Source organism: Azospirillum isscasi (assembly GCF_030849505.1).
Taxonomy (GTDB): domain Bacteria; phylum Pseudomonadota; class Alphaproteobacteria; order Azospirillales; family Azospirillaceae; genus Azospirillum; species Azospirillum isscasi.
This window is the reverse complement of sequence record NZ_JAUJFI010000016.1, coordinates 27,551-53,208: the sequence shown is the minus strand read 5'-3', so window position 1 is coordinate 53,208 and position 25,658 is coordinate 27,551. Positions and strand designations below refer to the sequence as shown.

Here is a 25,658-nt window from a genome sequence, read left to right as displayed (position 1 = left end):
TGCGGCTCAGCCGATCAGCAGGCTGTCGTCGGTGATGTCCTCGCCGCCGCGCTGCTTGGCGAACAGCGCCGGCGGGGTCGAGCGCCGCCGTGCGGGCGAAGGCGCGCTCCGCCGCGCCGGTCTGTCCCGCCGCGCGCAGGGTCCGCGCCAGGTTGCCGAGGAAATCGGCGTCGCCGGGCAGCAGAGCCACGGCGCGGCGCAGCAGCGGCAGCGCCATAGTCGGGCGCCCGCACTGGCTTTCCAGAACGCCCAGCAGGTGAAGCGCGTCGGGGTGGCCCGGCTGGCTGCGCAGGATGCTATGATAGAGGGGCCGGGCCTCGATCAGCCGGCCCGCCTGATGATGGCCGACCGCGGCGGCCAGGGCGTCCCGTAATGTCACCATGCCGCCTGTCTACACGCGCCGCCGGCCTCGAGTCCATGCGGCGCAGCGGCCGGGCGCCACCACCCGTTGTCGCCACCCGTTGCGAAGGAGAGACCATGGCCGACCGGCCGCTCGTCAGCGTCATCACGCCAAGCTGGGGACGGGAGGATTTCCTGCCGCTGTGCCACGCCCGCATCCTGTCCCAGACGGTTCCCGACATCGAATGGCTGGTGTTCGACGACAGCCCGCGCCCGTCCGCCTATCTCCAGCCGCTGGCCGGGCCGCGACTGAAGTATTTCTACTCCCCCCGCCGCTACGCCATCGGGGAAAAGCGCAACATCCTGGCGGAGCACGCGCGCGGCGACGTCATCGTCCATTTCGACGACGACGACTTCTACGCGCCGGCCTATGTGGAACGGATGGTCGGCTGGCTGGAGCGTGGCCACGACGCGGTGACCCTGTCCGGATGGTTCCTGCACAGCGCGGTGCACGGCGCCTTCGGCTATTGGGACACGGCGCGCGGCGGCTCCCACCACCGCTGGGGGCGGACGGCCCGCGCCTATGTGGAGGCGCCCGACACGCCGCCGTCCGACGACAATCTGCTGGGCTACGGCTTTTCCTACGCCTACCGCCGGTCGGTGTGGGAGGCGGTGCGCTTTCCGCCGGTCAACGCCTGCGAGGACGCCCCCTTCATGAAAGCCGCGCGGGAGCGTTTCCGCTTCGCCGCCTTTCCGGACGCCGAGGGGCTGTGCCTGCACACCCTGCACGCCCGCAGCACCAGCCTGTGCCTGCCGCAGTACGAATTGCCGCCGCTGCTGCTGGAGAGCCTGTTCGGGCCGGAGGTCGCGCCCTATGTGGGTGGGGGAACGGCTTAAACCTGGCCGCCTAGACTTGAACGTCCAGGTACATGCCGCGGCGGTAGTTGCGCGGCAGCGTCAGAATGCCGTTGACGACGAGGCTCGCCAATTCGCGGACGGTGGGTATGCGCTGGCGCCCGCCGCCGACCTGCTCCGCCCGGTTGCGGATGCCGACCGAGCCCGGCGGCGCGACTCGCCCGCCGCCGACCTCGGAGCGGATCGGTTCGTTGGAGCGGTCACCGGTGCGGCGCGTTTCGACCATGCCGGATGTTTACCGCAAAAGCCGCCCCACCGGCAAGGCGAAGCCGGATCGGTCACAGGACTGTCGCATGCGCCCGTTGCCGCCCCGCCCCCGGAGGGAGAGGGGAAACCGGCGGCGGAGCCGCTACTCCTTGGGCACCTCGCGCTCCAGTTCCTCCAGCCAGATGCGGGCGTTGCCGTCGGACGGGGCGCGCCAGTCGCCGCGCGGCGACAGGGACCCGCCCGCCGTCACCTTCGGCCCGTTGGGCATGGCGGAGCGCTTGAACTGGCTGAAGCCGAAGAAGCGCTGGATGAAGACGCGCATCCAGGAACGGATGTCCGCCAGCGTGTAGGAACGGCGCTTCTCCTGCGGATAGCCCGCCGGCCAATCGCCACGCTCCGCATCGGACCAGGCGTGCAGGGCGAGGAAGGCGATCTTCGACGGGCGCAGGCCGTAGCGGAGCGTGTAGAACAGCGTGAAGTCCTGAAGCTCGTAGGGGCCGACGACGGCCTCCGAACTCTGCAAGGCGCGGTCGCTGTCCGCCGGAACGAGTTCCGGCGAAATCTCGGTCGCCAGGATGTCGCCCAGCGTGTCCAGAACCTCGTCCGGGAACTGGCGCGACCCGATGACCCAGCGGATCAGATGCTGGATCAGCGATTTCGGAACGCCCGCGTTGACGTTGTAGTGCGCCATCTGGTCGCCGACGCCGTAGGTGCACCAGCCCAGCGCCAGTTCGGACAGGTCGCCGGTTCCCAGCACGATCCCGCCCCGCTGGTTGGCGAGGCGGAACAGGTAATCGGTGCGCAGCCCCGCCTGGACGTTCTCGAAGGTGACGTCGTACACCGCCTCGCCGCGGGCGTAGGGATGCTCCATGTCCTTCAGCATCTGGTTGGCCGCGGGGCGGATGTCGAGTTCATGGTGCGACACGCCCAGCGACCGCATCAGGCGCAGGGCGTTGCCCTTGGTCTTGTCGCTGGTGCCGAAGCCCGGCATCGTGAAGGCGAGGATGTCGGTGCGCGGGCGGTCGAGCAGATCCATGGCGCGGGCGGCGACGATCAGGGCGTGGGTGGAATCCAGCCCGCCCGACACGCCGATCACCACGCGCGGCATGCCCGTCGTCCGCAGCCGCTGGACCAGCCCGGCGACCTGGATGTTGTAGGCCTCGTAACAGTCGAGTTCCAGACGCTCCCGCACCGCGGGAACGAAGGGGAAGCGGGGGACGTTGCGGCGCAGCCCGACGTCCCCGCCGGGCGGGTCGGCGCGGAAGGCGACCCGGCGGAAACGGCCCGTGGCCGTTCCGTGCAGGCGGCGGTTGTCGTCGAAGGTGCCCATGCGCAGCCGTTCCTGGCGCAGCAGGTCGAGGTCGATATCCGCGACCGCCATCTGGGCGCCCTTGGGAAAGCGCTCGGTCTCGACCAGGGTTTCGCCGTTCTCAAAAATCGACGCCTGCCCGTCCCAGGCCAGATCGGTGGTGGATTCGCCCGCCCCGGCGGAGGAATAAAGATAGGCGGCGATGCAGCGCGCCGATTGCGACTGGCAGAGCAGGCGGCGGGTGTCCGCCTTGCCGATGGTGATGTTGCTGGCCGACAGGTTGGCCAGCACCGTCGCCCCCGCCAGCGAGGCTTCGGAACTGGGCGGGACGGCGACCCAAAGATCCTCGCAGACCTCGGCATGGACCACCAGCCCGTCCAGATCCTCCGCCTCGAACAGCAGGTCGGGACCGAAGGGGGCGCTGTGCCCGCCGATGCGGATCGCGCCTCCTTCCGTGCCGGCGCCGGACGCGAAATGGCGCCGTTCGTAGAATTCCCGGTAGTTGGGGAGATGGACCTTCGGCACCACGCCCAGCAGCCGGCCGCGATGCACGGCGACCGCCGTGTTGTAGAGGCGCCCGGCGTGCCGCAGCGGCGCGCCGACGAGGATCAGCGGCATCAGATCGCGTGAGCGCTCCACGAGATGGAGAACGGCGCTTTCCACCTGGTCGAGCAGGCAGTCCTGAAGGAACAGGTCGTCGATGGCATAGCCGGACAGCGCCAGTTCGGGAAACAGCGCGACGGCGACCGCCTGATCATGGCAGTCCCTCACGCTGTCCAGGACAGCCGCGGCGTTCGCCATGGGGTCGGCCAGCGTGCAGGGGGTCGTGCAGGCCGCGACCCGGGCCATGCCATGGCGATAGAGTGATCCGAAGCTCATGGTCCGAGCCGAGCCGTCGACCGTCATCCTGTTCCTCTCCCAACCCGCCATGCGATATGGCGCGCAAGAGGAAACCACCGGAGACGACCGGTCGTCCCGCGCGCCGCACCGCCGCATTCTGGCCGTTGCCGGCGCGGCACTCAACCGCATGTTCGATTTTGGAAGGCATTCGCGTTCGCCCGCAAGCCTCGATGCGGAGGCGCGGAGACAACGGCTTTTTTTGAGGATTTTCAGAGGAGTTGGTTGGGGGACTAGGACCCCCAACTGACATCTCCTGAAACCCTTGCCAGCCTTGGCCCGCAACGGTTTCGACGCCGACCGATGGCACAGAGATGGCACAGTCGGACGGCACATTCAAGCCGGCCAATCGGGCAGTACAGAGAGGCAGGTGGCCCGGAAGAACGGTTCGTTGGACTGCCTGTACGTGGTCCACAACATCGAGGTCGCCGAAGTCCAAGAAATGCGGCTCCCTCCTGCCCCTTGGCACCCCGATCACACACCCACCCGAAACCAAACACCTTGGGCCTAACGGAAAAATGTACTTCCCCGGCATGCAGACTGATACCGCCAAGCCTAAACATTGACAAATGGGAGCCATGGGTAGCTGGTTATGGAGCTTAGACGCCCTGGGTGTGGCGGTGAGGGTGTTCCAGGCGTCGCAGCAGGCCTGGACGACGGCGTCGTAGTCGTCCAGGAACCGATGGGAGAGGAAGCGCTCGCGCAGGTGCAGCCAGACGCACTCGACCGGGTTTAACTCGGGACTGTAAGCGGCAGCGGCACAAACGCAACGTTGTCCGGCACGACCAGCGCCCGCGCTCCATGCCAGCCGGCCTGGTCGAGCACGAGCACTGCGTGGACGTCCGGTTCCAGGCTCCCGGAGAAGCCGTCCAGGAACAGGCTCATGGCGGCGGTGGAGACGGTCGGCATGTCAGTGCCGATTGGATACTGGCCCATCCGCATTTTCGGTGCAGGGCAGCAGCCTGGGCGTGGGCATTCAGGCGGCCTCGAGCACGCGATGGCGCAGCAAGTCGAAACCGCCGCGGCCGTTCATCATGCGCTTGATCGTCTTCAGCCGGCTGATCTGCCCCTCCACTGGCCCAGTGCTCCACGGCAGGGACAGAGCCGCCCGGACCGCAGCAAGATCGCGCTTCAAGCCATTGGCAAAGCCCGCCAAGGGGGTGCCCTCCGCCGTCAGCAGCCAGTTGTCCAGTTCTCCGGCTCGTTGTCCTCGGACCATCGCCCGAAAGGCACGGGTCACGGTGATGGTTCGTCCCAGTTCTGGTGATCGGGCGATCAGGGCCGAGACGAAGGCCTGTTCGGTCGGATCGATCTCCTGCTCGTCGGCGATTACCAACCATGCTGCCCGGCGGCGCGACGGCACCGGCCATGATGTCGATGCCATGGACGCGGCGCTTCGTACGGTCTGTCGCAGAAGCCGTGCCCAGTCCCGGACTATGCTGCGCTGACCGGTGAAGCCGCGGGACCTGATCTCCCGCCAGAGTTGAGCGGCGTTGTGGCAGCCGCCGTCCCAGCGTTGCCGCAGGTGATCGAGGAACGGATCAAGCCGGCTCCCCTTGGCCGGCTGGCGCCATGCCGGCGGCTGCCCGGATCGCAGCCACACCCGCACCGTCTTGCGGTCGAGGTGGAGCGTTTCAGCGATGCGCGTTTGCGACCACCCGCGGGCTTTCAGCGCGACGACTTCTTCGTAGCGGGCATGGCGAGCGGCATGAATGGCAGCGCTCCGCTGCTCCCGCCGGGTTGGTGGACTGGACTCCTCATCCGACCGCGGCGACCGCGGCTCCTGCCCGGTTTCTCCTACTGGCCCGGCTTCTCCCACGGGAGAGACAGCCAGCCTGGCGGCGGCCCGAAGGTCGCGGTGATGGCCGGTGAGGACCTCGCGCAGCGCATCGGTGAGATTGTGCAGGAGATGCCAGCGGTCGGCGACCTGGACGGCGGCGGGAGCACCCTGGCGGACGCCATCGGCGTAAGCACCGGCACGGTCACGGGCGACGATCTCGACGCCAGGACGGGCTTTCAGCCATGTGGCAACGGTGTCGGCTTGGCGGTCCGGCAGAAGGTCGATGGGACGGTTTCGCTCGAGATCGACGACGATGGTGCCGTAGCGCTTGCCCCGGCGCCAAGCCCAGTCATCGATTCCGGTGATGCGGGCTTCGCAGACCGGCGGCACCGGCTCCGCCCGGATCAAACGCAGCAGCGTGTCGCCGCTGACCGGCATGGCGAGCCGGGTGGACAGCCGGGCGCCGGAATCCCCGCCCGCGCTCAACGCGATGGTGCGTTGCGCCTCGGCAAGCCGCCGGGTGCGCCTGACCCGAGGCGCCGCCACGGTGGGCAGGCGTTCGGCGAAGATACGGCGGGAACAGTCCGCCGTCGCACAGCGGAAGCGGCGGACCAGCAGACGGAGTTCGCCGATCCGGCCCTGCCAGGGCAGGTCGCCCAGATGTCGCATGTACCGGCTGTGGACGCGCACGGAGGGGCGACGGCACAGCGGACAGCTCGCCTTTGCAGCCCGCATGTGAGCGGTCACGGCGACACGATCCGCCTCGGTGGAAACCTGATCGACGGCAAGGCCGGCCGGGAGCAACGAAAGCAGGAATTTGGACAAGGGTGCGGGCACTCTGAAAGGAAAATCGTTCTCTTTATGTGCTCATTTCGCCTCCGATCCGCATCGGGGATGCACCGAGAATGCGGATGGACCAAACTTCATTCGGCCTTTACACGGCATTACCAGCGCGAAGTCGGCGCCGCTGGCCGGGGAGACGGCGGCGTAGAGGTAGGCGGAGGTGAAGCGCTTGTCGCACAGCCCGGCCGGACGCTCCCGCGCTCCCACCAGCAATGCGTGGTGCGGCCCTTCTGACCAATGCAGGCTTTGTCTGGCACCAGAACTGGAGGCGGCGGTCAGGGTGTGCGGACGCCGCGGCCTTCAGGGCTTCGCGCAGCCCCTTTTTTGGAACGCGGCTTGCGCCTTGGCGTCGGACTGCGGGTGACGGGGCCGTGTCTTCTGCGTCAACAGCCCCGACCGCCGCACAATGCGCGACAGGCTGGCTGGATGCAGCATCTTGGCGAAGCGTTCGGCGATCACCTCGCACAAGATCGGCAGGGTCCGCTCCTCGCAGCCTTGCCGCTTGGGATCGCGGCCGACGAGGACCATCGCCTTGAGCCTCGCCAATTCACCCTCGCTCAGCCATTCCGGCCGACCGGGTGGCGGACGACCACTCAGTACGGCCACACCCTCAGCGTTGTAGCGCACCACCGCATCGCGCAGGGCTTGGCGGTCCATGCCGGCCGGACGCGCTGCCTCACCTCGGCTCATTCCATCAAGAGCATGGGCGATGGCGAACATCCGTGCCGCCACCCGCCTTTTTCGCTCCCGCCGCGCCGAGGCGCGCGACTCGCTGGTGTTCAGGTCTTCCCGGAACGGCAACGCCGCTGCCATCCGCTCTTTCCCATCGAAATGAGGAATCGAATCATCGTTCGCTCGACTTGGGAGTCCCCTTCATTGAGTCAGCGCCTCCGCTGGCCGGTATGACACACACAAGGCCGCAATCCCGCTGTGAAGGGGTGGCATTGGATCAGCGGTTCTTTCAAATCATGCGCAGCCAAGCAGAGGTTGAGTGGGCAGCACAGGAAAGTCGGTGGCAGACGCAGGCTTGCTCGCAGACCAGGAAGACCACGGAGGGAGAATGTTTTTGGCATCACTCAGCACCTTGTACTCACGTCAATCGATATTTATTGAACCGAGCCAGTTCCGATCGACGCTACACCACGTCAGGCACTCACCGCGCCGATTGCAAGTTGCATTGAGACATGCTACTAGAGCGGATATAAAGTGGCAATTTTGCCGAGCGATGATGAGAAATGTGATTACTCAATCGGTTTGGATGCGCTCCGATGCAGGAACCGGGCTACCGGCGCAGTTCTTGCCCAACCTGCACGTATATGAATACCACAGCGGATTGGGTAATCTCGCAATGTTCTGAGGCAGCCATTTCGTGCAAAACGACGGCGTGGGAGAAGTCTGTGTTTGTAAAAGCCCGCATCGGTGAAAATGCTTCGCTCGGCATTGGGAAGCTCATCCATCAGCATGGGCAATCCTGCACAGTCGAGTATTTTGACGCGCCGTTTGCAGACGGAATATTACACACCTACCATACTAGCGAGATTGAGCCGTTTACGCTTCCCGGGCAGACGCGCCTTTACTATTTCAATCCAAGAACTGGAGCTTGGGAGATCGGACGACTTCTAGAGGATTTGGAAGATCGCCTGCACGTTAGATTTCCGAACGGCTCAGACCGTCTGCTGCCTGCCAGTGAGGTGTTCGTCCGCTGGGCGCGCCCAATCACTGATCCAACGCCCTTCCTTGCTAGCCGGATCAACGAAACGCCGCATTTCGCCGATGGGCGTAGCGGGTTCGTCCGCTCGATCATGGCCCAGCGCGCCGTGACGATGGGTATGTCCGCGCTCGCTTCCTCTGCCGTGGAACTCGAGGCACATCAGATCGAGGTAGTCCGCCGTGTCCTACAGGATCCTGTGCAGCGATACCTGCTAGCGGATGAGGTGGGGCTCGGCAAGACGGTCGAAGCCGGCGTCTTAATCCGGCAATGCGTCCTCGACTTCGGCGGCCACGGGATGATCGTGGTGATAGTACCAGACGCGCTGGAAGCCCAGTGGCGTACTGAACTCGTATCCAAGTTTTTCCTTGGCCATTGCTTGGACAAGCTCATCCACGTGCTGCCACTCAGCGGCCATGAACGCATCAAGTCCCTGCTCCGCGGCGCGTCTATGCTGGTCATCGACGAAGCGCACCACCTGACAGGCAAGCCCGCGGGGCCTGAGGGGGCGCTATATGCGGACGTCGCCGCCGCGGCGCCGGACATCGAACGCGTGTTATTGCTCTCGGCGACGCCCGCGATCCATAACGAGCGCGGTTTTCTTGAGATACTCCACCTCCTGGACCCCGACACTTACCCATTGGGCGACGAGGCTGGACTCCGCCGCCGCATCGAGAACCGGCAAGTGCTCGCGGGCATCGTCGCTGGGTTGGCCCCCGAGAATGTTCTCTACCTTGACCCCACGCTGGACGAACTCACAGCCTTGTTTGCGGACGACCGATTGCTCCAGGAGCATGTCACCGCCCTACGGGAGATCGCGAACCGCCTGCCCTCAGAGGACGACCCGGACCTCGTCGCGGCAATCGGGCGGGTCCGCGCGCATGTGGGCGAGATCTATCGCCTCCACCGCCGCATCTTAAGACACCGGCGTCGTACCATCGTCGGCTTGACGCCCGGCCGATCGGGCGCGACCCGCATTGAATATGGATGTCCCGCGACTGCAAGGGCCTGTGAAGCGGCGGAGGCATGGCGGTTCGACGAGTCGACGGCGGCCGACGACAGTGGCGCGCACGTGGAGCGGGGGACGGCTTTCCTCCAGGTCCTGGACCGTATCGCGGAGTATGCCTGCTCAGGGGGCGGGACGGTCGGCGGTTTGGCGCGGCGTGCGGACTTGGTCGGCGACATCGAGAGGTTTGCGACGATCAATCGCCGGCTGTCCGGGCGTGAGGCATTCGATGCTCGCGCGGATGCCCTAGTCGAGGCGCTGAAGAAAAATCTCAGGCCGAAGCAGCAATTCGTGGTCTTCTGCTCGGAAAGCGAAACCGCGAATGCCCTGGCTGCGCTGCTCCATAAACGGCTCGGCGTCCCCGTGGACCGTCATGATCCTGACAAGGAAGACTGGCTCGCCTTCAACAGCGACACCGGACGCCCCCTCCTCGTCTGCGACCGCCGGGCCGAGGAGGGGCTAAATTTGCAGGGCGGCCGTAAGACGGTCGTCCATTACGATCTGCCCCTCAATCCGAATCGCGTGGAGCAGCGACTTGGGCGCGCCGACCGCTACGGCTCTGGAGACGCCGTCCGCTCGCTTGTCCTAGTCTGCCGCGACAACCCGTTCGAGACCGCTTGGGTGGACTATCTCGATCGTGCCCTGCGGGTGTTCGACCGTTCGGTCGCCAGCCTCCAATACCTCATTGAGGAGACAACCCGCGGCCTCTGCGGAGCGTTGTTCCGCGAGGGCGCCGAAGCGGTCACCGACCTTACCCAGTCGAGCGCGGGTGAGGACGGCACTATCGAGCGTGAGATCCGCAACCTCGACCAGCAGGATGCCTTGGATGCGCTGGGCGCCCCGCCGGTTGACACGCTGGACGCGCTTGCAGAAGTGGATGACGATTGGCGTGAGCTCGACCACGCCGCCTCCGCGTGGATCGAGTTCAACCTCCAGTTCAGCCGTGTCGACGGCCAAGCGGACATGGGCCGTTCTGGAGCCGAGGCTGATCCGTTCTCCTATAGGTACATAACGCACCAGCCACATACGCTGGTGCCGCTTGAAACCTTCTATGAACGCTGCGCGACGTCGATCGACAAGGCGGCGATGGGCAAGCGCGGGCGCGTGTTGAAGACTGTCCCGCTGACCTATCGGCGCAAGACCGCACTCAGCCGGGAGGGCAGAGCCGCCCATGCCCGCCTCCTGCGGTACGGCGACCCTTTCATCACCGGTATGTGGAACCTTACACAGGACGACGACCGTGGGCGGTCGACGGCATTCTGGCGCTTCTTTCCCGGCCTCCGGACCGAGGGAACCGCACACTTGTACTTCCGCTTCGACTTCATCGTCGAGCCAGACCTCACTTGCGCGCGTGCCGTCTTGGCGGGCGCCGGGAAGTTGAGCGATTCGGCGCAGGCTGCAATCAAGCGGAGAGGAGACATGGCCCTTCCGCCAACTTTCCAGACAATATGGCTTGACCAGGAACTCGAGCCAGTCACGGACGAAGCTGATTTGGCGAGGCTGGTACTTCCCTATCGCCCCGAAGCGCAGCCCCAGGGCGGTCGGGATTACAACCTCAACCCCAGTCGTTGGCGGAACATCGCGCAGCTGGGCCTGCCGCAACTGACGGATTGGCCGGCCACCTGCCAAGCGGCGCGCAGGCGCGCCGAAGAGGTGCTGGGCGACCTACCCACGTTCCGCGATCTTATCAAGGGGGCACTGTTGCGGTCCAATCGTGTTGACCAGGAGCGCCTTGGACATTTGCACGCTCGCGCAGATCGGCGAGGACTACCCACCGACCAAGCGGATTGGGCACTCGAGCGCGATCTCTCGGCAGCGCTCAGCCAGGGGATCGCCTCGCCGTCAATCATGGTGGACGCGGTTGTCGCAAGTTTTGTGTGCGGTGACGCGGCAGCAACCGCCACGGTGGACGGGCGGGACTGATGGCGTCGCTCGACTTCGAGACGCTGCACGACGTCCTTGAGGGTTGGCCGCTCACGCCGGTGCCGGCGCGCGGCGCCGACGGCGTATTCGATAGGATCCGGCAAATCCTGTTCCAAGCGCAGGCATTGGGGAGGCCCGCGCGTTTCTCCGACTTGATGTCGCTCCTCCGGCATGCCCTTCGCCGCCGTACCCTCCAAACAGGCGCGACGGCCCGCCTGCGGGTCCCGGCGGATGGGGACTGGCCCTCCCGCGACGACTGGGCCCGTTTCGGCGTCCGCGCGCAGTCAGTCGCCGTCGCACGATACCTGATCGAAGCGGTTGCCTGGGCGCCTGCGTGGATGGACGCCGAGGACACACCCCTTTTCGAGGACGCTTTCGCGGAACGCGACGTCCGCATCGACCGGCGCCGTGCGATCGACCCCTTCCTCGCAGAGGCAAGCGGTTTCACCACCTACATGTCCGCGGGCCAGCGCGAGGCGGTGCGTAGCGCTTTCCTCTTGCCGCCCGGCGAGACACTTGTCGTCTCCCTCCCTACAGGGTCGGGCAAGAGCTTCGTGGTTCAGGCACCCGTGCTGACGCGGGGCCTGGAAGGCCCGCTCACCATCTGCGTCGTGCCGACGACCGCACTCGCGCTCGATCAAGCGCGGCAGATGGAAAGCCTACTGAAGGACCGACATCCGCGCCTTGAGATTCCAACGCTTGCTTGGCATGCGGGGTTGACCGACGACGAGCGATCCGCCGTGAAGTCGGCGATCCGTCAAGGGACGCAAGGCATCCTCTATTCCTCCCCGGAGGGTGTGACCGGAGCGTTGCTCCCGGCGCTCTACGACGCGGCGCGGGACGGATTGCTCGCCTATCTCGTCATCGACGAGGCGCACCTCGTCAGCCAGTGGGGTGATGGCTTCCGGCCCGCATTCCAGATGCTCGCAGGCGTTCGGCGGGGCTTGCTGGGCGCATGCGGGGCGGTACCGTTCAAGACCGTGTTGATGTCTGCCACCCTGGCGCCTGACACCGTCGCTACGTTCGACACACTGTTCGGCCCAGCCGAGACCGTCCAAATGGTCTCCTCGATCCACCTGCGTCCGGAACCGCAGTATTGGACGCACAGGGAGGACGACGAGGACGCGAAGGCAGCGAAGATCCTGGAGGCCGTTCGGCACGCGCCACGCCCCTGCATCCTCTATGTGACGAAGCGGGACGACGCCCGTGATTGGCTGACCCGCTTGCGTCGTGCCGGCTTTGCGCGGTCCGAGTGCTTCCATGGCGAAACCAACGACGCTGACCGTCGGCGAATCGTCGACCAATGGGCGCGGAACAGTCTCGACATCATCGTGGCGACATCGGCCTTCGGCGTCGGCATCGACAAGCGCGATGTCCGTACCGTGATCCACGCGACGGTCCCAGAGACGCTCGACCGTTTCTACCAGGAGGTTGGGCGCGGTGGCCGTGACGGTCGCGCGTCCGCCTCCTTGCTGATCTACTCCGCCGTGGACCGGGAGATCGCCGATAATCTGGCCGCTCCTTCTCTCATCAGCGAGGAACTCGGGTTTGAGCGATGGTCGGCAATGTCGGGCAGTGCTAGGGCGCTCGACCTGATGGGCACCCTGCTCGAGGTCAACCTCAGCGTTGTTCCGCCCCGGCTCAACCGCGAGACCGACTACAATGCCGCTTGGAACATGCGCACGCTGATCATGATGGCTCGTGCAAACATGCTCGAACTGCGGTCGCTCCCACCTGAAACGCTTGCGCGGCAGGAGGGTGAGGCCGAGGCGGCCTATGGACTGCGTGCCGATCTGTACTGGGCCCGATATTTCACGCGTGCGGTCGTCCAAGTCTCCGAGGTTACCCATCGTAACCGGGACGCGTTTGACGTGCGTATCAGCGCCGAGCGCGAACGCTCGTTCAAGGCCGCCGAGGCCGGCCGCGGCCTTTTGGACAGGCTGCTCAGTGGCGCGGCCGAGGTCTCCGACCTGCTCCATGAACTCTATACGAGCCACGCACCACGCCGTACCGTTGTGGTGTCGCGCGCCTGTGGCGGCTGCTCGGTCGACCGCAGGAGGGACGGGCCCAACGTCCGCTACGCCGAGCCGGCCTCGTTCGGCATCGAGGGCGTGGAACCCTGTGACACCCGCCTGTTCCAGGAACGGTTCCCCCACCTTGACGCCGCCGCCCCGGTTTTGCTGCCGCTGCCGGGTACATTGGAAGCGGCGGAGGTCGTCGCAATCCTCGCGGACCTCGTGTCGACCTTTGGCATTCGGGAGATCGCGGTCCCCGACGCCATGCGCGGCCTCGAGGGATTGACACTCCTCCACCGGAACGCCCGCGATGGCATCCTCTTCGTGCAATCGACCGACGAGGAGGTGGCCACGGGCCTCACCGCATACCGCGTCGCCCGCGCCTCGCTCCTTGCCTCAGGTCCGGTGCCCGAGCACCTCCTCCTGCTGGAGAGGCCACTGCACGTCATCCTGGTGCCCCCAGCGGTACCCGATCCCCATCACCCGGGCCGGCGACTGGCCGAGACTGGGACCAACGTCCTCTCATTCGACCAGTTCAAAGCCGGGGCACGCCGATGAGCATCCTCAACATGCCGAGCGACGGGCTATTCAATGTCGCTGTGGTCTTGGTCCGCGCGCTCGTCCGTTTCGGTCCCAGGCCGCGTGATGAACTTCTTCTCTCATGTGGGTTCGGCGTCGACGCGATTGATCCCGCGCAACTCACCCGAACCCTCAACCGTTGGACGGAACTGGGCCTCTTCGCCGCCGAAGGCGCAATGGTTACTTTGCGCGAGCCCTACCGCGCAGAACTGGGGAAGGCACCCGACATCGCGGAACGGCGCCTCCCGAAGGTCATGCGCATGATCGCGCTCGCACCTGAGAACAACCTTCGGTTCTGGGAGGCCGAAGAAAACAAGAGCGCGGACCTGAGCCGCGGCTTGTCCTGGATCCTGGCCCAGGACGTCTACACACTCGACACGGGATCACACAGCAAAATCCAGGCCCTTGAAGCCAAACAAGTGGCCGACAAATCCAGATGCATGCTTCAGAACGACACGCGGTGGAACGGCCTGCGAACCTGGATGATCTATCTTGGATTTGCGCGGGGCGGGCCACAGGTGACAGTGGACCCGACCCACGCATTGCGGGAGGCGCTGCCGGACATCTTCGGCGACGAGCGCGTGCTTCCTGCGCGGGTTTTCGTGGACCGCGTGGCTCAGGCGCTGCCGGTCTTCGATAGCGGCGCGTACCGACGTCAGGTAGAGGGCACCCTGACGGGGCCAAGCTGGACGCCGCCGCCCGACGGGATGCTCTCGACCTCCTTCTCGCGAGCGATCAAACGCCTTGACCATGAAGGCCTGGTCGCGGCTGAACAGCGAAGCGACACCGAGGACGGTGTGTCCCTGGTTGGCGCGAACCAGCGGCGGTGGCGGCGCATGACGCATGTCCGCCGTATTCTCGACGATAAGGGGGAATGATGCCCGCGAGCTACTGGCCCAAGGCCGATGCGGTCAACGCCTGCATCAAGAACGAGGCCGAAACCGCCGACGTCTCGGTCCTGCTCGCGGTCCACCAGCCTACGCCCCTAGTGAAGCGCGCCGAGGGTAACGGGGCCGAGACGCCAGCGACCGAGCAGGACCTGCTCGACGCGTTCACCTCCGAAGACGTGCCCGGCGGCTACCTCCTCGTCCCCGTCACAGGCGTGTCGGGCGCTGGCAAGTCGCACGTTATCCGTTGGCTCGACGCGCAGTTGCAGCGTTCGGCGATGCGCGACCGGTTCCACATCATCCGCATTCCGAAGAGCGCCAGCCTGCGCAAGGTGGTCGAGCTCATCCTTGATCCGCTCAAGGACGACCCGCGCTACGCGAAGCCGCGGCAAGACCTTTCGCGCGCGGTCGCCGAGGTCAACGTCACGGATGCCGTCGTTACCTTCAGGGCCCACCTTGAGAATGCGTTGAGAGCACGGCGCGAACAGATGCTGGCCGAGTTCCGGGAGCATCCCGATCGGGCGCATCTCAAGGCGCTGATCGCCCATGCCGGCGACCTCCCCCGGCTCTTCACCGATGCCGCGCTCGAGAAGCATTTCATGGACAACGTCCTTTCCCGGGTCGTCGCGCGGGCGCTGAACGGCCGTGACGGCGATGCGGACGAGGAGGATAGCCTCTCGCGTTTCACAACAGCCGACCTCCGCCTCCCTGATGGAGCCCCCCTTGACCAGGCGGCCGAGAGGGTCAGACAGTACTACGTGCGGAACATCTCCTCGGTGGGACCGGAGCGTCTGCAGCCGGTGATCGAGTTGCTGAACAGTGCGATCGACCCCGCGATCGGCAACGTCTTCCAACTCGAGCAGAGTACGGGCGGCATCACGCTTCAGGACATCATCCTTGCGGTCCGGGAGACGCTGCTCAAAGACGGAAAGGACCTCGTACTGCTCGTCGAAGACTTTGCGGCCCTTGCGGGCATCCAGGAGGTGCTGCTCAAGGTCTGCATCCAGGAAGGGGAGTACGAAGGAAGGAAGGTACGGGCGACCATGCGCACTGCGCTGGCGCTCACCGATGGTTACCTTAGTTTCCGGGACACGATCCTGACGCGCGCGCGCCGCGAGTGGGTGGTCGGCGGCCGGCAGCAAAGCGACGAGGAGATCAAGGCGGCTGTGGTCGAGATGGTGGGCGCCTACCTCAACGCGGCGCGGTGGGGCACCGACGACCTTCGCCGGCACTTCCAGCGCCACGGAGACGAGAGATCGCTCACCGGGTGGCTGCCGTCATGGCGCGACGAGGCCCTCGACGAGGCCGGGAGTGCGGCCGTTGCCGCGTTCGGGTACAGCAATAGGGGCGACGCACTCTTTCCGTTTAATCGCGATGCAATACACCTCCTTACCGCCCGCCACCTGGAAAAGGGCGGGCGGTTGGAGCTCAACCCGCGCCGCGTCATCAACGAGATCCTGCGGACTACGCTCCTCATGCGCGACAGCTTCGAGGCGCACGGGTTCCCGCCCGGTGAGTTCCAGAGTTTCCGGCCGAACGCGAGCCTCGCCGGCTGGATTAAGCAAGCGCACCAGCCGGAACCCATCGCCCGCCGGCTTTCGAGCCTCCTCGCGGTTTGGGGCGGCAACCCGGCCGATCCCGCAATGATCGCCTACATCCACCCGCAGGTCTTCACGGCATTCCACCTGCCGACACCGGCCGAGATCGCCAACATCGATTTCGTTCCCGAAAAAAGTCCCGATGATCTCAGCCCGCGGGAAGGGGGAGCCGGCACCACCGACAACCTATCGTCCCTGACTTACCTGACGCCTGTCCTGACGCACGTGCCACAGGTCCAATCCGAGGACCCCAAGGTCGCAGACATGCGCTACAAGCTTGAGAAGTGGTCTGGGGGGAGCCAGCTCGAGCAGAAGGACGCGAACGAACTCCGCAAGGCACTCATGGACATGGTCCGGGACGCCGTGGACTGGCCAAGCCTTCGCATCCGCCCCATCGACTTGCCTCCGGGCTGGATTGAGATACCCCAGGCGCGCGGCAACGTGAACAGCCGCATCGCCGTGTGCAAGGATGCCAAGGACGAAGACGGGTCGGTCCGGGCAGGCCTGCTCGGGGCGTTCCGCTACGTGCTGAACAATCGGCGTTGGTCCTACCCCGAGGCTGACGACGACTACGTCGCGAGCGCCATGATCGTCGACCGCCTCGTCGCCCAACTCGTGCCCCTGCTCGTCAAGGCCACGGAAGCGCTGGTTGCCGGTCTCGGGCGCGCCCTCGTCACGCAGGCACGGATCATGGGGCTGGAGCCCGCTATACGCCTATCCAGCCCCGAGAGCGTGCTGAAGGCACTCTTCTCGACATCCGGGACCATGGCGGGACAGGGCTTCGATGATAATTGGGACCGATTGCGAACGAACGCCAGCGCCACCATTGAGGGGAAGCCTGGACGCGAGAGGCTCCAAGCGGAGGTGCTCGAGCGTGTGGCCTGTTTCCAAGGAACTGGCAAGACCCCGTTCGCGGTCGACATTGTGCGCCTCCTCGACGTGCTTGGCGACGAGGAAGCGGCGAAGATGGGCAGCGAGCAGTTGCCCGACGAGGTCAAGATTTTCGTGCGCCCGATCTCCGAGGCACGGCTCTGGGGCCAGATCACGGGCGTCGTGGCCAAGCTGAAGGGGTTCACTGCCGAGATCGGCGCCTATGTTGACGAGGGCTTCGACAAGACGACCTTTGTTGCCGACCTCCAGGAGGTCGTCCGCCTGATCGGCGCGACGGGTACGCCGGTCGCCTTGAAAACGCCGATCCGTGACTTCGAGCGGCAACTGGTTGAATTCCAGAGCAGTGCGATCAAGGATCTCGTCGGCAAGGCCAAGATCATCGTCGAGGCCGACCGCGAGCAACTCCCGAAGGTTCTCAATGCCTTGGGTGCACTCGACGTCGGACTGATCGGCCGCACCATGACGTTCCTGCAGCTTGCCACCGATTTGGTGGCGGCCACCGAGGCGGCGGTCGCCCGGGAGGAGGCCAACCGGGGGCAGGTCGACCCCCTTGGCCTTGCCGCAGAGATCAGGGGCTTACTCGTGACCGTCGCGGGCGAAGCAGCCTATGAAGGGGCGGCACAATGAACACGGCACTGCCGGCACGGGTCGCGGCTCTCCGCGAACGGCTTAACCGACTGCACCAGACGGGCGCCGACGTCGCCGAGGCGTCCGAGCTCGAGGGCCTTCGGGCCGATCTCGCGGTACGCGCCGCGCGGCTTGTCCCTCAGCTGGAAAAAGGGAAGCTTCTGGGGGAGGCCGCCATCGTAGTCCCGGAACCCGCCAGCCTTACGGAAGTACGCAAAAAAGCCTTGGACATCCAGGCCAAGTTCTCTGCCGTCCCCCGTGCGGCCACGCTCAAGAAGGGGCAGGCGTGGCGGACAATGCTCGAGCAGATCGACACTGCCGGCCGAGACCTCGCCAACACCGTTATGGCTGCGTGGAAGGGACATCGGTCGGTAGTCTTCGCCGGTGAGACCCCTGGGGCCATCGAAACGAAGCTTGCCAAGACAAAAGCCAACACCGAGGCACTCAGGGTTTACGAAGCCCTTTATCGTCAGTTCAAGATCGCGTTTGATTCCTTGCCCGCAGACAGGGCGGCGATCGAGCGCGCCCGCAGGCTCGGCGGAGAACTCGAGGTCGCCGCCCGGGTCTTCGATTTCAACGTGCCAGCCGAGGTGAAGTCATTTCTCGAAGCCGTGCAATCTGTGAGCGGGGCACCGCTCGGCCTGCTGACGCCCGCGGTGCTGGAGTGGCTCCACGAGAATGGCGGCACGGACGGCTACCGCATCAGATCGGCGGACCGCATATGAACGCGGATGAAAAACTCCTCCTCGCAGCCCTCGAGGGAATCGAACAGCGCGAGGCGCGCCTTCTCGCCTGGGGATTGGTGGACGGGTTCCTGACGGCGGGCGAGGTGAGCGATCTCGTCGACCCTCTGCTCGACGACCCGACCTATGCCAACGGTCTAAGTTTCGTCAGCGTTGCCGAGGTTGTTGGCGCCCTGAGGGAGCGGGCTCTCCTGTTCGACGTCGGCCGGATCGGGGAGCCCCGGTACCGATCTAGGATGGCGGAGGCTGTGCGCCTGTTCTTCAGGCTTCGCCAACTTTTCCCGAAGCATAGCGGCGCCATCGGCTGGCAGGTCGCGCCGACGCTCGTCGCTGACTTCCGCTTCAGTTGGCGGCGCCGGCGCTATCCCCGTCGCGAGGTGTCGGCCGACGACGCCCGCAGCCGTATCCAGATGGCGACGCCCGACACCTTTGCGCGCGAGGCGTTATCGGCGCTGATCGACAGCTACGGACACAAGTTTAAGCTCGCCAAGTTCCAGGTAGATGCCGCCACCCGCATCCTTTCCGGTTTCGAGCAGCCTCGCTCGATCGGCACCCTGGTCAGTGCTGGGACCGGCAGCGGCAAAACTCTGGCCTTCTACCTTCCGGCCCTCTCCCGTATCGCTTCGCACATCCGCCGCGACCCCCCTGGTAGCCACTGGGTCAAGGTTCTAGCCGTCTACCCGCGCAACGAACTGCTCAAGGACCAGTTCGCAGAGGTGTACGGCCAAGCCCGTCGTCTTGACGCGGAACTTGCCATCAAGAACTGCCGGAAGATTCTGATCGGCACCCTCTTCGGCCCGACCCCTTACAATGCCGCCGACGCCGAGGAGCGTGCCGGTTGGCGTCGCCACGCGGGAGGGCTGATCTGCGACTATCTCCGCTGTCCCGACGGTGACTGCGACGGCGAAATGCTGTGGCGCAGCCAAGACCGCTCGGCCGAAACGGAACGGCTTGTGTGCCTGGCATGCGGCGCCGCAATCGAGAGTGACGAAGTTATTCTCACGCGGCAGCGCCTCGAACGCGAGTGCCCAGACATTCTCTTCACCACCACCGAGATGCTGAACCAGCGCATGGGCGACAACCGCATGCGGCACCTCTTCGGGTTGGGAGAACGGCGCAGTCGCGCGGTCGAGATGATGCTGCTCGACGAGGTGCATACCTATTCAGGGGCACCCGGAGCGCAGGTCGCCTTCCTCCTCCGGCGTTGGCGCAGGATGCTGCGCAGCCCGGTCGCCTTCGTGGGGCTGTCGGCAACGCTGGCCGACGGCGAGAGGTTCTTCGCACGCCTCACGGGGCTGGGCTGGCAGGCAGCCAAGGAGATCGCGCCGCGTTCCCGGGACATGGTCGCCGAGGGAGCTGAGTACCTGCTCGCGTTGCGCGGCGACCCGGTCTCACGGACCGCCCTGCTCTCGACCACCATCCAGGCGTCGATGCTCCTGTCCCGCATGCTGGACGCGCCCGGCGCCCGCAAGAGCGGCGGCATATACGGCGAACGCCTCTTTCTGTTCGCGGACAACCTCGACGTCATCAACCGCATGTACTTCGCCATGCTCGACGCAGAGGGCCGGCAGAGCAATGGGCGCGTCGACCAGAGGCGACACCCGAACGGGGGCTTGGCCATCCTGCGTTCCCCCATGGCGAGCGAACATCGAAAGCTTCATGGGCAGGATTGGCAGGCGGCCGTAGACATTGGGCACTCTCTCCAGCCTAACGACCGGAAGGCGGTCGGGCGCGTCATGTCTATGGATCCCGGCGTCGGCAGCAACCTGGACATCATCGTCGCCACCGCGTCGCTCGAGGTCGGTTTCAACGACCCCCTCGTCGGCGGCGTGATCCAGCACAAGGCGCCCAATGACGTCGCACAGTTCCTACAGCGCAAAGGACGCGCCGGCCGGTCGCGCGGGATGCGCCCCTGGACGGTGGTGGTCCTTTCCGATTACGGCCGCGACCGTGTCGCATATCAGGGCTACGACCTGCTGTTCGACCCAGAGGTGCCGGCGCGCACGCTCCCAATCGGAAACCGATACGTCAAACGGATCCAGGCTGTCTACGCGACCCTTGACTATTTGAGCCTGTTTATGGGCAGGACCGAACTCGGCAGCGTCTGGACAAACCTCTGTGGTCCAGCGACCCACGCGAGGCAGCGGGGCCGCCAGGCAAAGCTGGCCGAACTGTTGCGCGGGATCCTCACGGACGAAGCTCACTTGGAGCGTTACGCCGACTATCTTTGCAAGTCGCTCCACCTCGACCGCGACGAGGTCGAGGTGCTGCTCTGGGACCGCCCGAGACCCCTCCTGACCGAAGTCCTGCCAACCGCCTTGCGCCGCCTGGAAACGGAGTGGCACGCTTTCGGGGACACAGGCGCGGACTACCAAGTGCGCAACTCGCCCTTGCCCGAATTTGCGCCTGCCAACCTCTTCAGCGAGTTGAACCTACCAGAGGTCGAGATCGTGCTAGGGCAGTCGGGCATAGCGACGCCCGAGCGCGTCGCTATGCCAATCGCCCAGGCGATGCGGGAATACGCGCCGGGGCGCGTCTCGCGCCGGTACGGGATTAGCCATGCACTCGAAAGGCACTGGATCTGTCCGCAACTCGGACCAGACCGTGCACAGCGGTTCGCGCTCGAGCCTTACGTGCAGGCGGACCACCTCGGTGACTGGCAGGTCCGTGCGGGGAGCCAAGCCGTGCGCCTTCCTGTCTACCGGCCGCGCGCGCTCTCGGTCCAGCAACCGCCCTCCACGGTCACCGACACCTCGAACGCCCGTCTCCTGTGGCGGTCCCAGGTGGTCGCGCGCCAGGAGGGGCTCATCTTGTCGCCGCCAAGTGGCTGCCCCTGGGCGCGCCACGTCGCGGAGGTCCGGTTCCACACGCACCAGAACTCCAGCCCCGTCGAGGCGCGGCGCATGGCGGTCGGCAGCGACGCAGAGATCCGCCGCCTGGACGGGACGTCCTGCAGGAAGGAGTTCAGCTTCGAAATGCGTCAGGGGGACGCGGCATTGGGGTTCAGCCTCGGTGTTGACGCCCTCTGTCTGCGCCTCCGGTTTCCTGATGCCCTCTGGTCGGATCCCAGTCTGGAAGGCGACCTTCTCAAGCGGGCCGTTCGCACCGCGCGTTTCCAGGACCAAGCGGTGATCGGCCCCTTTCTCGCGGCCGTCGACAACCGCTTCGCCCGCGAATGGCTCGCCCACCTGCTGCTGGCCGCGATCAGCAACGAGGCCATGGCAAGCACCGTCGGCATGGACGAAGCGGCAGCCCGGCTCGAGAACGGTCTCGCTGAAATCGGGCTTGGCGAGACGCTGGACATCCTCTTCCAGTCGCCGGTCGTCGATGACCCCACAGGCCAGGGCAACACGCAGGACAGGCTCCGGCAGGACCTCGCCGCACATATCGCCGACCCGGTGGTCCGCGCCGGACTGTTCGACCTCGCAAGAATTCTGTGGTCGCCCATAGGAGCGGATTGGGAGCCATGGTTGCGGGAGCGTTTTGCGGCGACGATTGCCGCGGCCGCCCTCAACGCCATCCTCAGCCTCTGCCCCGAGATCGATGCCGCAGGCTTGGTTGTCGACCTGGACGCCGGCCCCCGCGAACTGGACGACGTCCTCGCAGGCCAAGCCCCCGCAGAGATCTGGATTAGCGAGAACGCGCCTGGCGGAAACGGCCAAATCGAAGAGGTGCTGCGGCAATACGTCGAGGACCCACGCCGCTTCTTCAGCCTGATGACCGCAGCGCTGCGTGACAACGATTTCGCCCTCAGCGATCACCAGCTGCAACGGTTCCTCCAAGAGGTCGTCCACGAGAACCCTGCCGGCGACCTCGCGACAGCTGCCGAGGCCTTCCGCTCTGCCTGCGGCGCGGCGGAAAGCCACCGCGCCCTCGCGATGCTTCGCGATACGCTGGCTGCCGAGGGGTTCGCCACCTATCACGCGTTTATGGTCGCCCTCCTCAACCGCGTGCTGAGGCCGGGTTCAAGCCGGGAAAGCGACGCCTTCTTCCTTAATGTCATGCGCCACTGGTCAGCCGAGGAGCAACGCCTCGGTGTGGAACTCGACGCGCGTGTGGTCGCGTACCGGACCTCGCGACGGGCCGACATCGACGCCGCGCTGGCCTTCGCCGGTATCGACACGCCGACCATCAATCCCGACCAGTGGCGTTTCGGGGTCATTTATGGCCTGCTCTGGCCGCGCGGCGCGCAGATCCGGCAAGCAGGCCTCCATCTCTACTCGCCCTACACCGATCTACCGCTCCCCGAACCGCTGCTGCTCGCCCGACACCTAGCGGAGGAGCAGGTTACGGTCACCCTTGAGGATGAGGAGTGGCCGGCCCAATGCCTCGCACGTCTTGCCGAGGCGGGCTCAGTGACGCTTGCCTGTCCGATGGCATTGTCCGGACGGATCGCCGATGCGCTCAACTTCCTGGCAACCAACCCCGTCCAGGTCGGCTACCTCTCCGTCTTCGCGCGGGTGCAGGCCGTGCGCCGGTCAGGCGATACCTACCACGTTGACGTCGACATCGCGGAGGCGCTCCAATGACCTTCGAGACGCGTCGTATTTTTAAGAGTGCGGTGACAAGCCAGAACCTGATCCGGGAACTCCTCCAACTCATGCTCCTTGGCGAGCTTCTGGCCCCCGGCGGTGAACGGGCTTGGCTGGTCAGCCCCTGGATCAGCAACTTCATACTGCTCGACAACAGGGCGGGCGGGTTTGGCTCGGTCAACCCGGAATGGGGGAGTCGCCAAGTCCGCTTGGTCGAGGTCGCGACCAGCCTTATGGCTCGCGGCACGCCGCTCGGAATCGCGACCAGCCTGGACGAGCACAATGAGGCTTTCATCGTCATGCTCGAGGAAGCCGCGGATGAGGCTGGTGTCTCGGACCGGCTGCTGGTCGTCCAACGCCAGCACTTGCATACCAAGGGAGTGCTGCTCAAGCGAGGCCTGCTCACGGGCTCCATGAACCTGACCAACAACGGCCTCGAGTTGAACGACGAAATGGTGGTGTACGACACGACGGCCAAGACGTTGGCGGAAGCGCGTCTCAACTTTGAGTCCTATGCCGAGACGGAACGATGATCAGCGACCTTGACCCCGTGAACGCCATTTGGCTCCGCGCCTTCTTCTCGCCACCCAATGAGCTCGACTGGGACAGTTTAGTGGACCGGACAGCGCCACAGGCGATGCTTGATCAAGTGCTCCCTTGGCTGCGATCGCTCCGCGAAGAGCGTGCACAAACGGCCGTCATCCTTCCCTTCGTCCAGAATGGATCGACGGTCGCTTGGTATGCGACTGCATGCAAACCGGGGGGCGGCCCGGATCTCGAGGCGGACCTCACGGCTTGGCTCGGCCCAAGCTACCTAGCCTACCCGCCGGCCATGGCAGATGACGCCAACGATCCCGCGGCGGCGGCCATGCGCCGGCGCTTTGGCAGCACCGTTTACCGCTTCTCCGGCACTGACCAAGCCGCCAACGCTAGGATCGCGAAACGCATCGCCGCTTATGCCGCATTGACCGGACGACGTCCCGTCACGACCAGGAGCGCCCTCCGGCCGGTCGGCGCCATCCGCGCGGACTTCGAGCGCGCGTTGCTGGTGAAGGACGGCCCGCGTGCCGAAGCGTTGGTCGCGGAGATGCGCGACACGGGACGGCTCAATGAAGAGAACCTCAGGTACCTCGACGTCCGGCTCAAGGCTGGCCTCGGCTTCTGGCCGCAGATCGCGCGCGACCATTGGCTCGTCAGGACGCTTGCCGACCTCCCGGTACCCCCGCAGACGCTTTCGGACATCATCGAGGCACTCTACCGGACCTATCTTGAGGACATCGAGCTGGCTGGAGATGCCGCTTCCCTGCTCCCGGCCTTTGAGCAGCGGATTGCTAAGGCGTACCCGCGCCTCCTCGCCTCTCGCCGCGGCATAAAGACGCCGCAGGTCGTCAAGGCCTTCCTGCTGTTCGAACGCTGCCAGCCACGGCCGAGCGCGGGGGTTCTGGCCGAACTGCTGGAACTGCTGCCGCAGGACGACCCGGCTTTCCCCCTGTTCAGCGGGCTGGCCACTGGGGCCGGCACCCCGGTCGACGCGGAGGCCGACGCAACCGCTGCCGAAGAAGCCTTCGACGACGGCAACTTCGACCGCGCCTTCGCCCTCTTCCTGAGCCTGCCCATGGACAGGCGCTCTGTCCAGCGCCTCGTCTCCTGCGCGCTCCTGATCGGGACGGACGAGGCCCGCACCCGGCTCCTCGGCAAGATTGATTCCGCCGCCCCCACACTGCTCCAAGGATTGGCAGAACCGGTCCGCGAGAAGCTTCAGACGCTCCGTGCGACCAAGGGGAACGGGGGCAGCACGTCGGGCCACACCAGGGTGACCGGGTGGGTCGCGTGGGCGGAGGCCCTGCGGGACGGACAAGACACCCACGCGTTGACCTCCGTGTTGGAGGAAGCCGCGACTTGGGACGTGACGGCGTTTGGGCGAGACGAAGTGCTGTCCCGCCACTTCGCCACCCTCCTCGGAAACCTCTCCGGTGAAGCTGCCTTGGCGGCGCGCCGGGCGGTGCCCGCGATCTACAACGCGTTCTTCCCGCAGGGACAGGGGGGCAGCGACCACAACAAGGCCGTCCTGTCCCTCCTGTTCGACCTCGTCGTGTTGGACGAGGCCTTGTCGGGCATTGACCTCGAACTGCTCTCGATGCTTCTCGGCCACCTTCTGGCAATCGGCATCTCTTCGAAAGAGTACCAGTCTCTTCTGCGGGACTTGGAGGACGTGCAGGAGCGGGTCAGCTCCTACGCCCATCTCGCATGGGGTCTGGACGTCTGCGAGATGCTGGTCATCGCTCCGGCGCCGTCAGCTGACGCCCGTGAGGCGCGCCTTCGGTTCTTCCTCGGATTGGTCGGCCAAGCAAAGAGCTTCGCGCACCGCCTGAAGCTGCAGGACACCCTTCCGCTCGAGTTCCTCTGCCGCGACTTCGGGGTTGACCCCGGTTCCCTGGAAACCATGAGGCTCGTCGGCGACAGAGAGGCGGAAAGGCCGGCCCAAGACTTGGCGGGCAAAACGATCGTGATCTACACGCTGGCGGAGGCTGCCGGCACGCGCGCCAAGCAGGCCTTGGAAAAGATGTTCCCTGGCGCCAGTGTCCAGATGAACTCTGACACTGTGGCGACCGCGCGGCTGACCAGCCTCGCCAAGGCTGCCGATATCTTCGTCTTCGCTTGGAGGAGCAGCAGCCACCAAGCGTTCTACTGCATTAAGGACGCGATGGCTGGCCGGGCACCCGTCATGGCGGCAGGCAAGGGAACCGCCAGCATCCTTCGCGCGGTACTGGACAACCTGACGTAACTGAGGGCCGACGTTGTGGTGCGATCCGAAATCGGGGGTGCCCCGCATCGAGAACTGCCTCGTCCAGGATTACC

15 protein-coding genes are annotated in these 25,658 nt (G+C 65.7%); 9 read left to right on the top strand and 6 right to left on the bottom strand.

Features of this window, described 5'->3' with window-relative positions; all coding sequences use genetic code 11:
• The coding region (locus QSG27_RS05780; RefSeq protein ID WP_306704178.1) for a tetratricopeptide repeat protein at nucleotides 1–382 on the bottom strand (382 nt) is incomplete at its 3' end.
• Between the two features lie 95 nt (nucleotides 383–477).
• On the opposite strand from QSG27_RS05780, the gene QSG27_RS05775 reads away from it, so the two are divergent.
• Nucleotides 478–1,236, top strand: coding sequence for a glycosyltransferase family 2 protein (locus QSG27_RS05775; protein WP_306704177.1), 759 nt, complete (start codon nucleotides 478–480; stop codon nucleotides 1,234–1,236).
• Between the two features lie 10 nt (nucleotides 1,237–1,246).
• Here the strand turns inward: QSG27_RS05775 and QSG27_RS05770 are convergent, their stop codons facing one another.
• The 5 genes from QSG27_RS05770 to QSG27_RS05750 all read right to left on the bottom strand — a co-directional run bounded on the left by QSG27_RS05770 (nucleotide 1,247) and on the right by QSG27_RS05750 (nucleotide 7,103).
• Nucleotides 1,247–1,480: a hypothetical protein gene (locus QSG27_RS05770; protein WP_306704176.1), complete on the bottom strand. Its 234-nt coding sequence runs from the start codon at nucleotides 1,478–1,480 to the stop codon at nucleotides 1,247–1,249.
• Nucleotides 1,481–1,603: 123 nt separating this feature from the next.
• The gene (locus QSG27_RS05765) at nucleotides 1,604–3,676 is read right to left on the bottom strand and encodes an NAD(+) synthase (RefSeq protein ID WP_456062062.1); all 2,073 of its coding nucleotides are present in this window, start codon (nucleotides 3,674–3,676) and stop codon (nucleotides 1,604–1,606) included.
• Nucleotides 3,677–4,399: 723 nt separating this feature from the next.
• Nucleotides 4,400–4,603 carry a hypothetical protein gene (locus QSG27_RS05760; RefSeq protein WP_306704175.1) on the bottom strand — a complete coding sequence of 68 codons (204 nt, stop codon included), beginning with the start codon at nucleotides 4,601–4,603 and terminating at the stop codon, nucleotides 4,400–4,402.
• A 40-nt stretch (nucleotides 4,604–4,643) separates the two neighbouring features.
• Nucleotides 4,644–6,284: an ISL3 family transposase gene (locus QSG27_RS05755; RefSeq protein ID WP_306704174.1), complete on the bottom strand. Its 1,641-nt coding sequence runs from the start codon at nucleotides 6,282–6,284 to the stop codon at nucleotides 4,644–4,646.
• 306 nt (nucleotides 6,285–6,590) lie between these two features.
• Nucleotides 6,591–7,103, bottom strand: coding sequence for a winged helix-turn-helix domain-containing protein (locus tag QSG27_RS05750; protein ID WP_306704173.1), 513 nt, complete (start codon nucleotides 7,101–7,103; stop codon nucleotides 6,591–6,593).
• Between the two features lie 584 nt (nucleotides 7,104–7,687).
• Here QSG27_RS05750 and dpdE point away from each other — a divergent pair.
• Genes dpdE through dpdD form a run of 8 tightly spaced genes read left to right on the top strand, consistent with a single transcriptional unit; the run spans nucleotide 7,688 to nucleotide 25,584 of the window.
• Nucleotides 7,688–10,927, top strand: a complete 3,240-nt coding sequence (gene dpdE / locus QSG27_RS05745) for a protein DpdE (RefSeq protein ID WP_306704172.1) — start codon at nucleotides 7,688–7,690, stop codon at nucleotides 10,925–10,927.
• Entirely contained in the window at nucleotides 10,927–13,500 is a 2,574-nt protein-coding gene (gene dpdF, locus QSG27_RS05740; RefSeq protein WP_306704171.1) for a protein DpdF, read from the top strand. Before dpdE ends, dpdF begins: the two co-directional genes overlap by 1 nt.
• The gene (gene dpdG, locus QSG27_RS05735) at nucleotides 13,497–14,399 is read left to right on the top strand and encodes a protein DpdG (protein ID WP_306704170.1); all 903 of its coding nucleotides are present in this window, start codon (nucleotides 13,497–13,499) and stop codon (nucleotides 14,397–14,399) included. The genes dpdF and dpdG overlap by 4 nt, the downstream gene beginning before the upstream one ends.
• Nucleotides 14,396–17,524 carry a protein DpdH gene (gene dpdH, locus QSG27_RS05730; protein ID WP_306704169.1) on the top strand — a complete coding sequence of 1,043 codons (3,129 nt, stop codon included), beginning with the start codon at nucleotides 14,396–14,398 and terminating at the stop codon, nucleotides 17,522–17,524. Before dpdG ends, dpdH begins: the two co-directional genes overlap by 4 nt.
• The gene (locus QSG27_RS05725; RefSeq protein ID WP_306704168.1) at nucleotides 17,521–18,249 is read left to right on the top strand and encodes a hypothetical protein; all 729 of its coding nucleotides are present in this window, start codon (nucleotides 17,521–17,523) and stop codon (nucleotides 18,247–18,249) included. Before dpdH ends, QSG27_RS05725 begins: the two co-directional genes overlap by 4 nt.
• A complete protein-coding gene (dpdJ, locus tag QSG27_RS05720; RefSeq protein WP_306704167.1) occupies nucleotides 18,246–22,796 on the top strand; it encodes a protein DpdJ in 4,551 nt (1,516 codons plus the stop codon). Before QSG27_RS05725 ends, dpdJ begins: the two co-directional genes overlap by 4 nt.
• On the top strand, nucleotides 22,793–23,332 hold the full coding sequence (dpdK, locus tag QSG27_RS05715; protein ID WP_306704166.1) for a phospholipase D-like domain-containing protein DpdK: 540 nt from the start codon (nucleotides 22,793–22,795) through the stop codon (nucleotides 23,330–23,332). Before dpdJ ends, dpdK begins: the two co-directional genes overlap by 4 nt.
• The gene (dpdD, locus tag QSG27_RS05710; protein ID WP_306704165.1) at nucleotides 23,329–25,584 is read left to right on the top strand and encodes a protein DpdD; all 2,256 of its coding nucleotides are present in this window, start codon (nucleotides 23,329–23,331) and stop codon (nucleotides 25,582–25,584) included. Before dpdK ends, dpdD begins: the two co-directional genes overlap by 4 nt.
• Nucleotides 25,585–25,658: the final 74 nt, after the last annotated feature.

What these genes read in the sequence shown, in the direction of transcription:
- dpdK (WP_306704166.1), top strand. Translation starts at nt 22,793, where the DNA reads ATGACCTTCGAGACGCGTCGTATTTTTAAGAGTGCGGTGACAAGCCAG.
- QSG27_RS05765 (WP_456062062.1), bottom strand. Translation starts at nt 3,676, where the DNA reads ATGACGGTCGACGGCTCGGCTCGGACCATGAGCTTCGGATCACTCTAT.
- dpdG (WP_306704170.1), top strand. Translation starts at nt 13,497, where the DNA reads ATGAGCATCCTCAACATGCCGAGCGACGGGCTATTCAATGTCGCTGTG.
- QSG27_RS05760 (WP_306704175.1), bottom strand. Translation starts at nt 4,603, where the DNA reads ATGGGCCAGTATCCAATCGGCACTGACATGCCGACCGTCTCCACCGCC.
- QSG27_RS05750 (WP_306704173.1), bottom strand. Translation starts at nt 7,103, where the DNA reads ATGGCAGCGGCGTTGCCGTTCCGGGAAGACCTGAACACCAGCGAGTCG.
- dpdD (WP_306704165.1), top strand. Translation starts at nt 23,329, where the DNA reads ATGATCAGCGACCTTGACCCCGTGAACGCCATTTGGCTCCGCGCCTTC.
- QSG27_RS05770 (WP_306704176.1), bottom strand. Translation starts at nt 1,480, where the DNA reads ATGGTCGAAACGCGCCGCACCGGTGACCGCTCCAACGAACCGATCCGC.
- QSG27_RS05725 (WP_306704168.1), top strand. Translation starts at nt 17,521, where the DNA reads ATGAACACGGCACTGCCGGCACGGGTCGCGGCTCTCCGCGAACGGCTT.
- QSG27_RS05775 (WP_306704177.1), top strand. Translation starts at nt 478, where the DNA reads ATGGCCGACCGGCCGCTCGTCAGCGTCATCACGCCAAGCTGGGGACGG.
- dpdJ (WP_306704167.1), top strand. Translation starts at nt 18,246, where the DNA reads ATGAACGCGGATGAAAAACTCCTCCTCGCAGCCCTCGAGGGAATCGAA.
- dpdF (WP_306704171.1), top strand. Translation starts at nt 10,927, where the DNA reads ATGGCGTCGCTCGACTTCGAGACGCTGCACGACGTCCTTGAGGGTTGG.
- dpdH (WP_306704169.1), top strand. Translation starts at nt 14,396, where the DNA reads ATGATGCCCGCGAGCTACTGGCCCAAGGCCGATGCGGTCAACGCCTGC.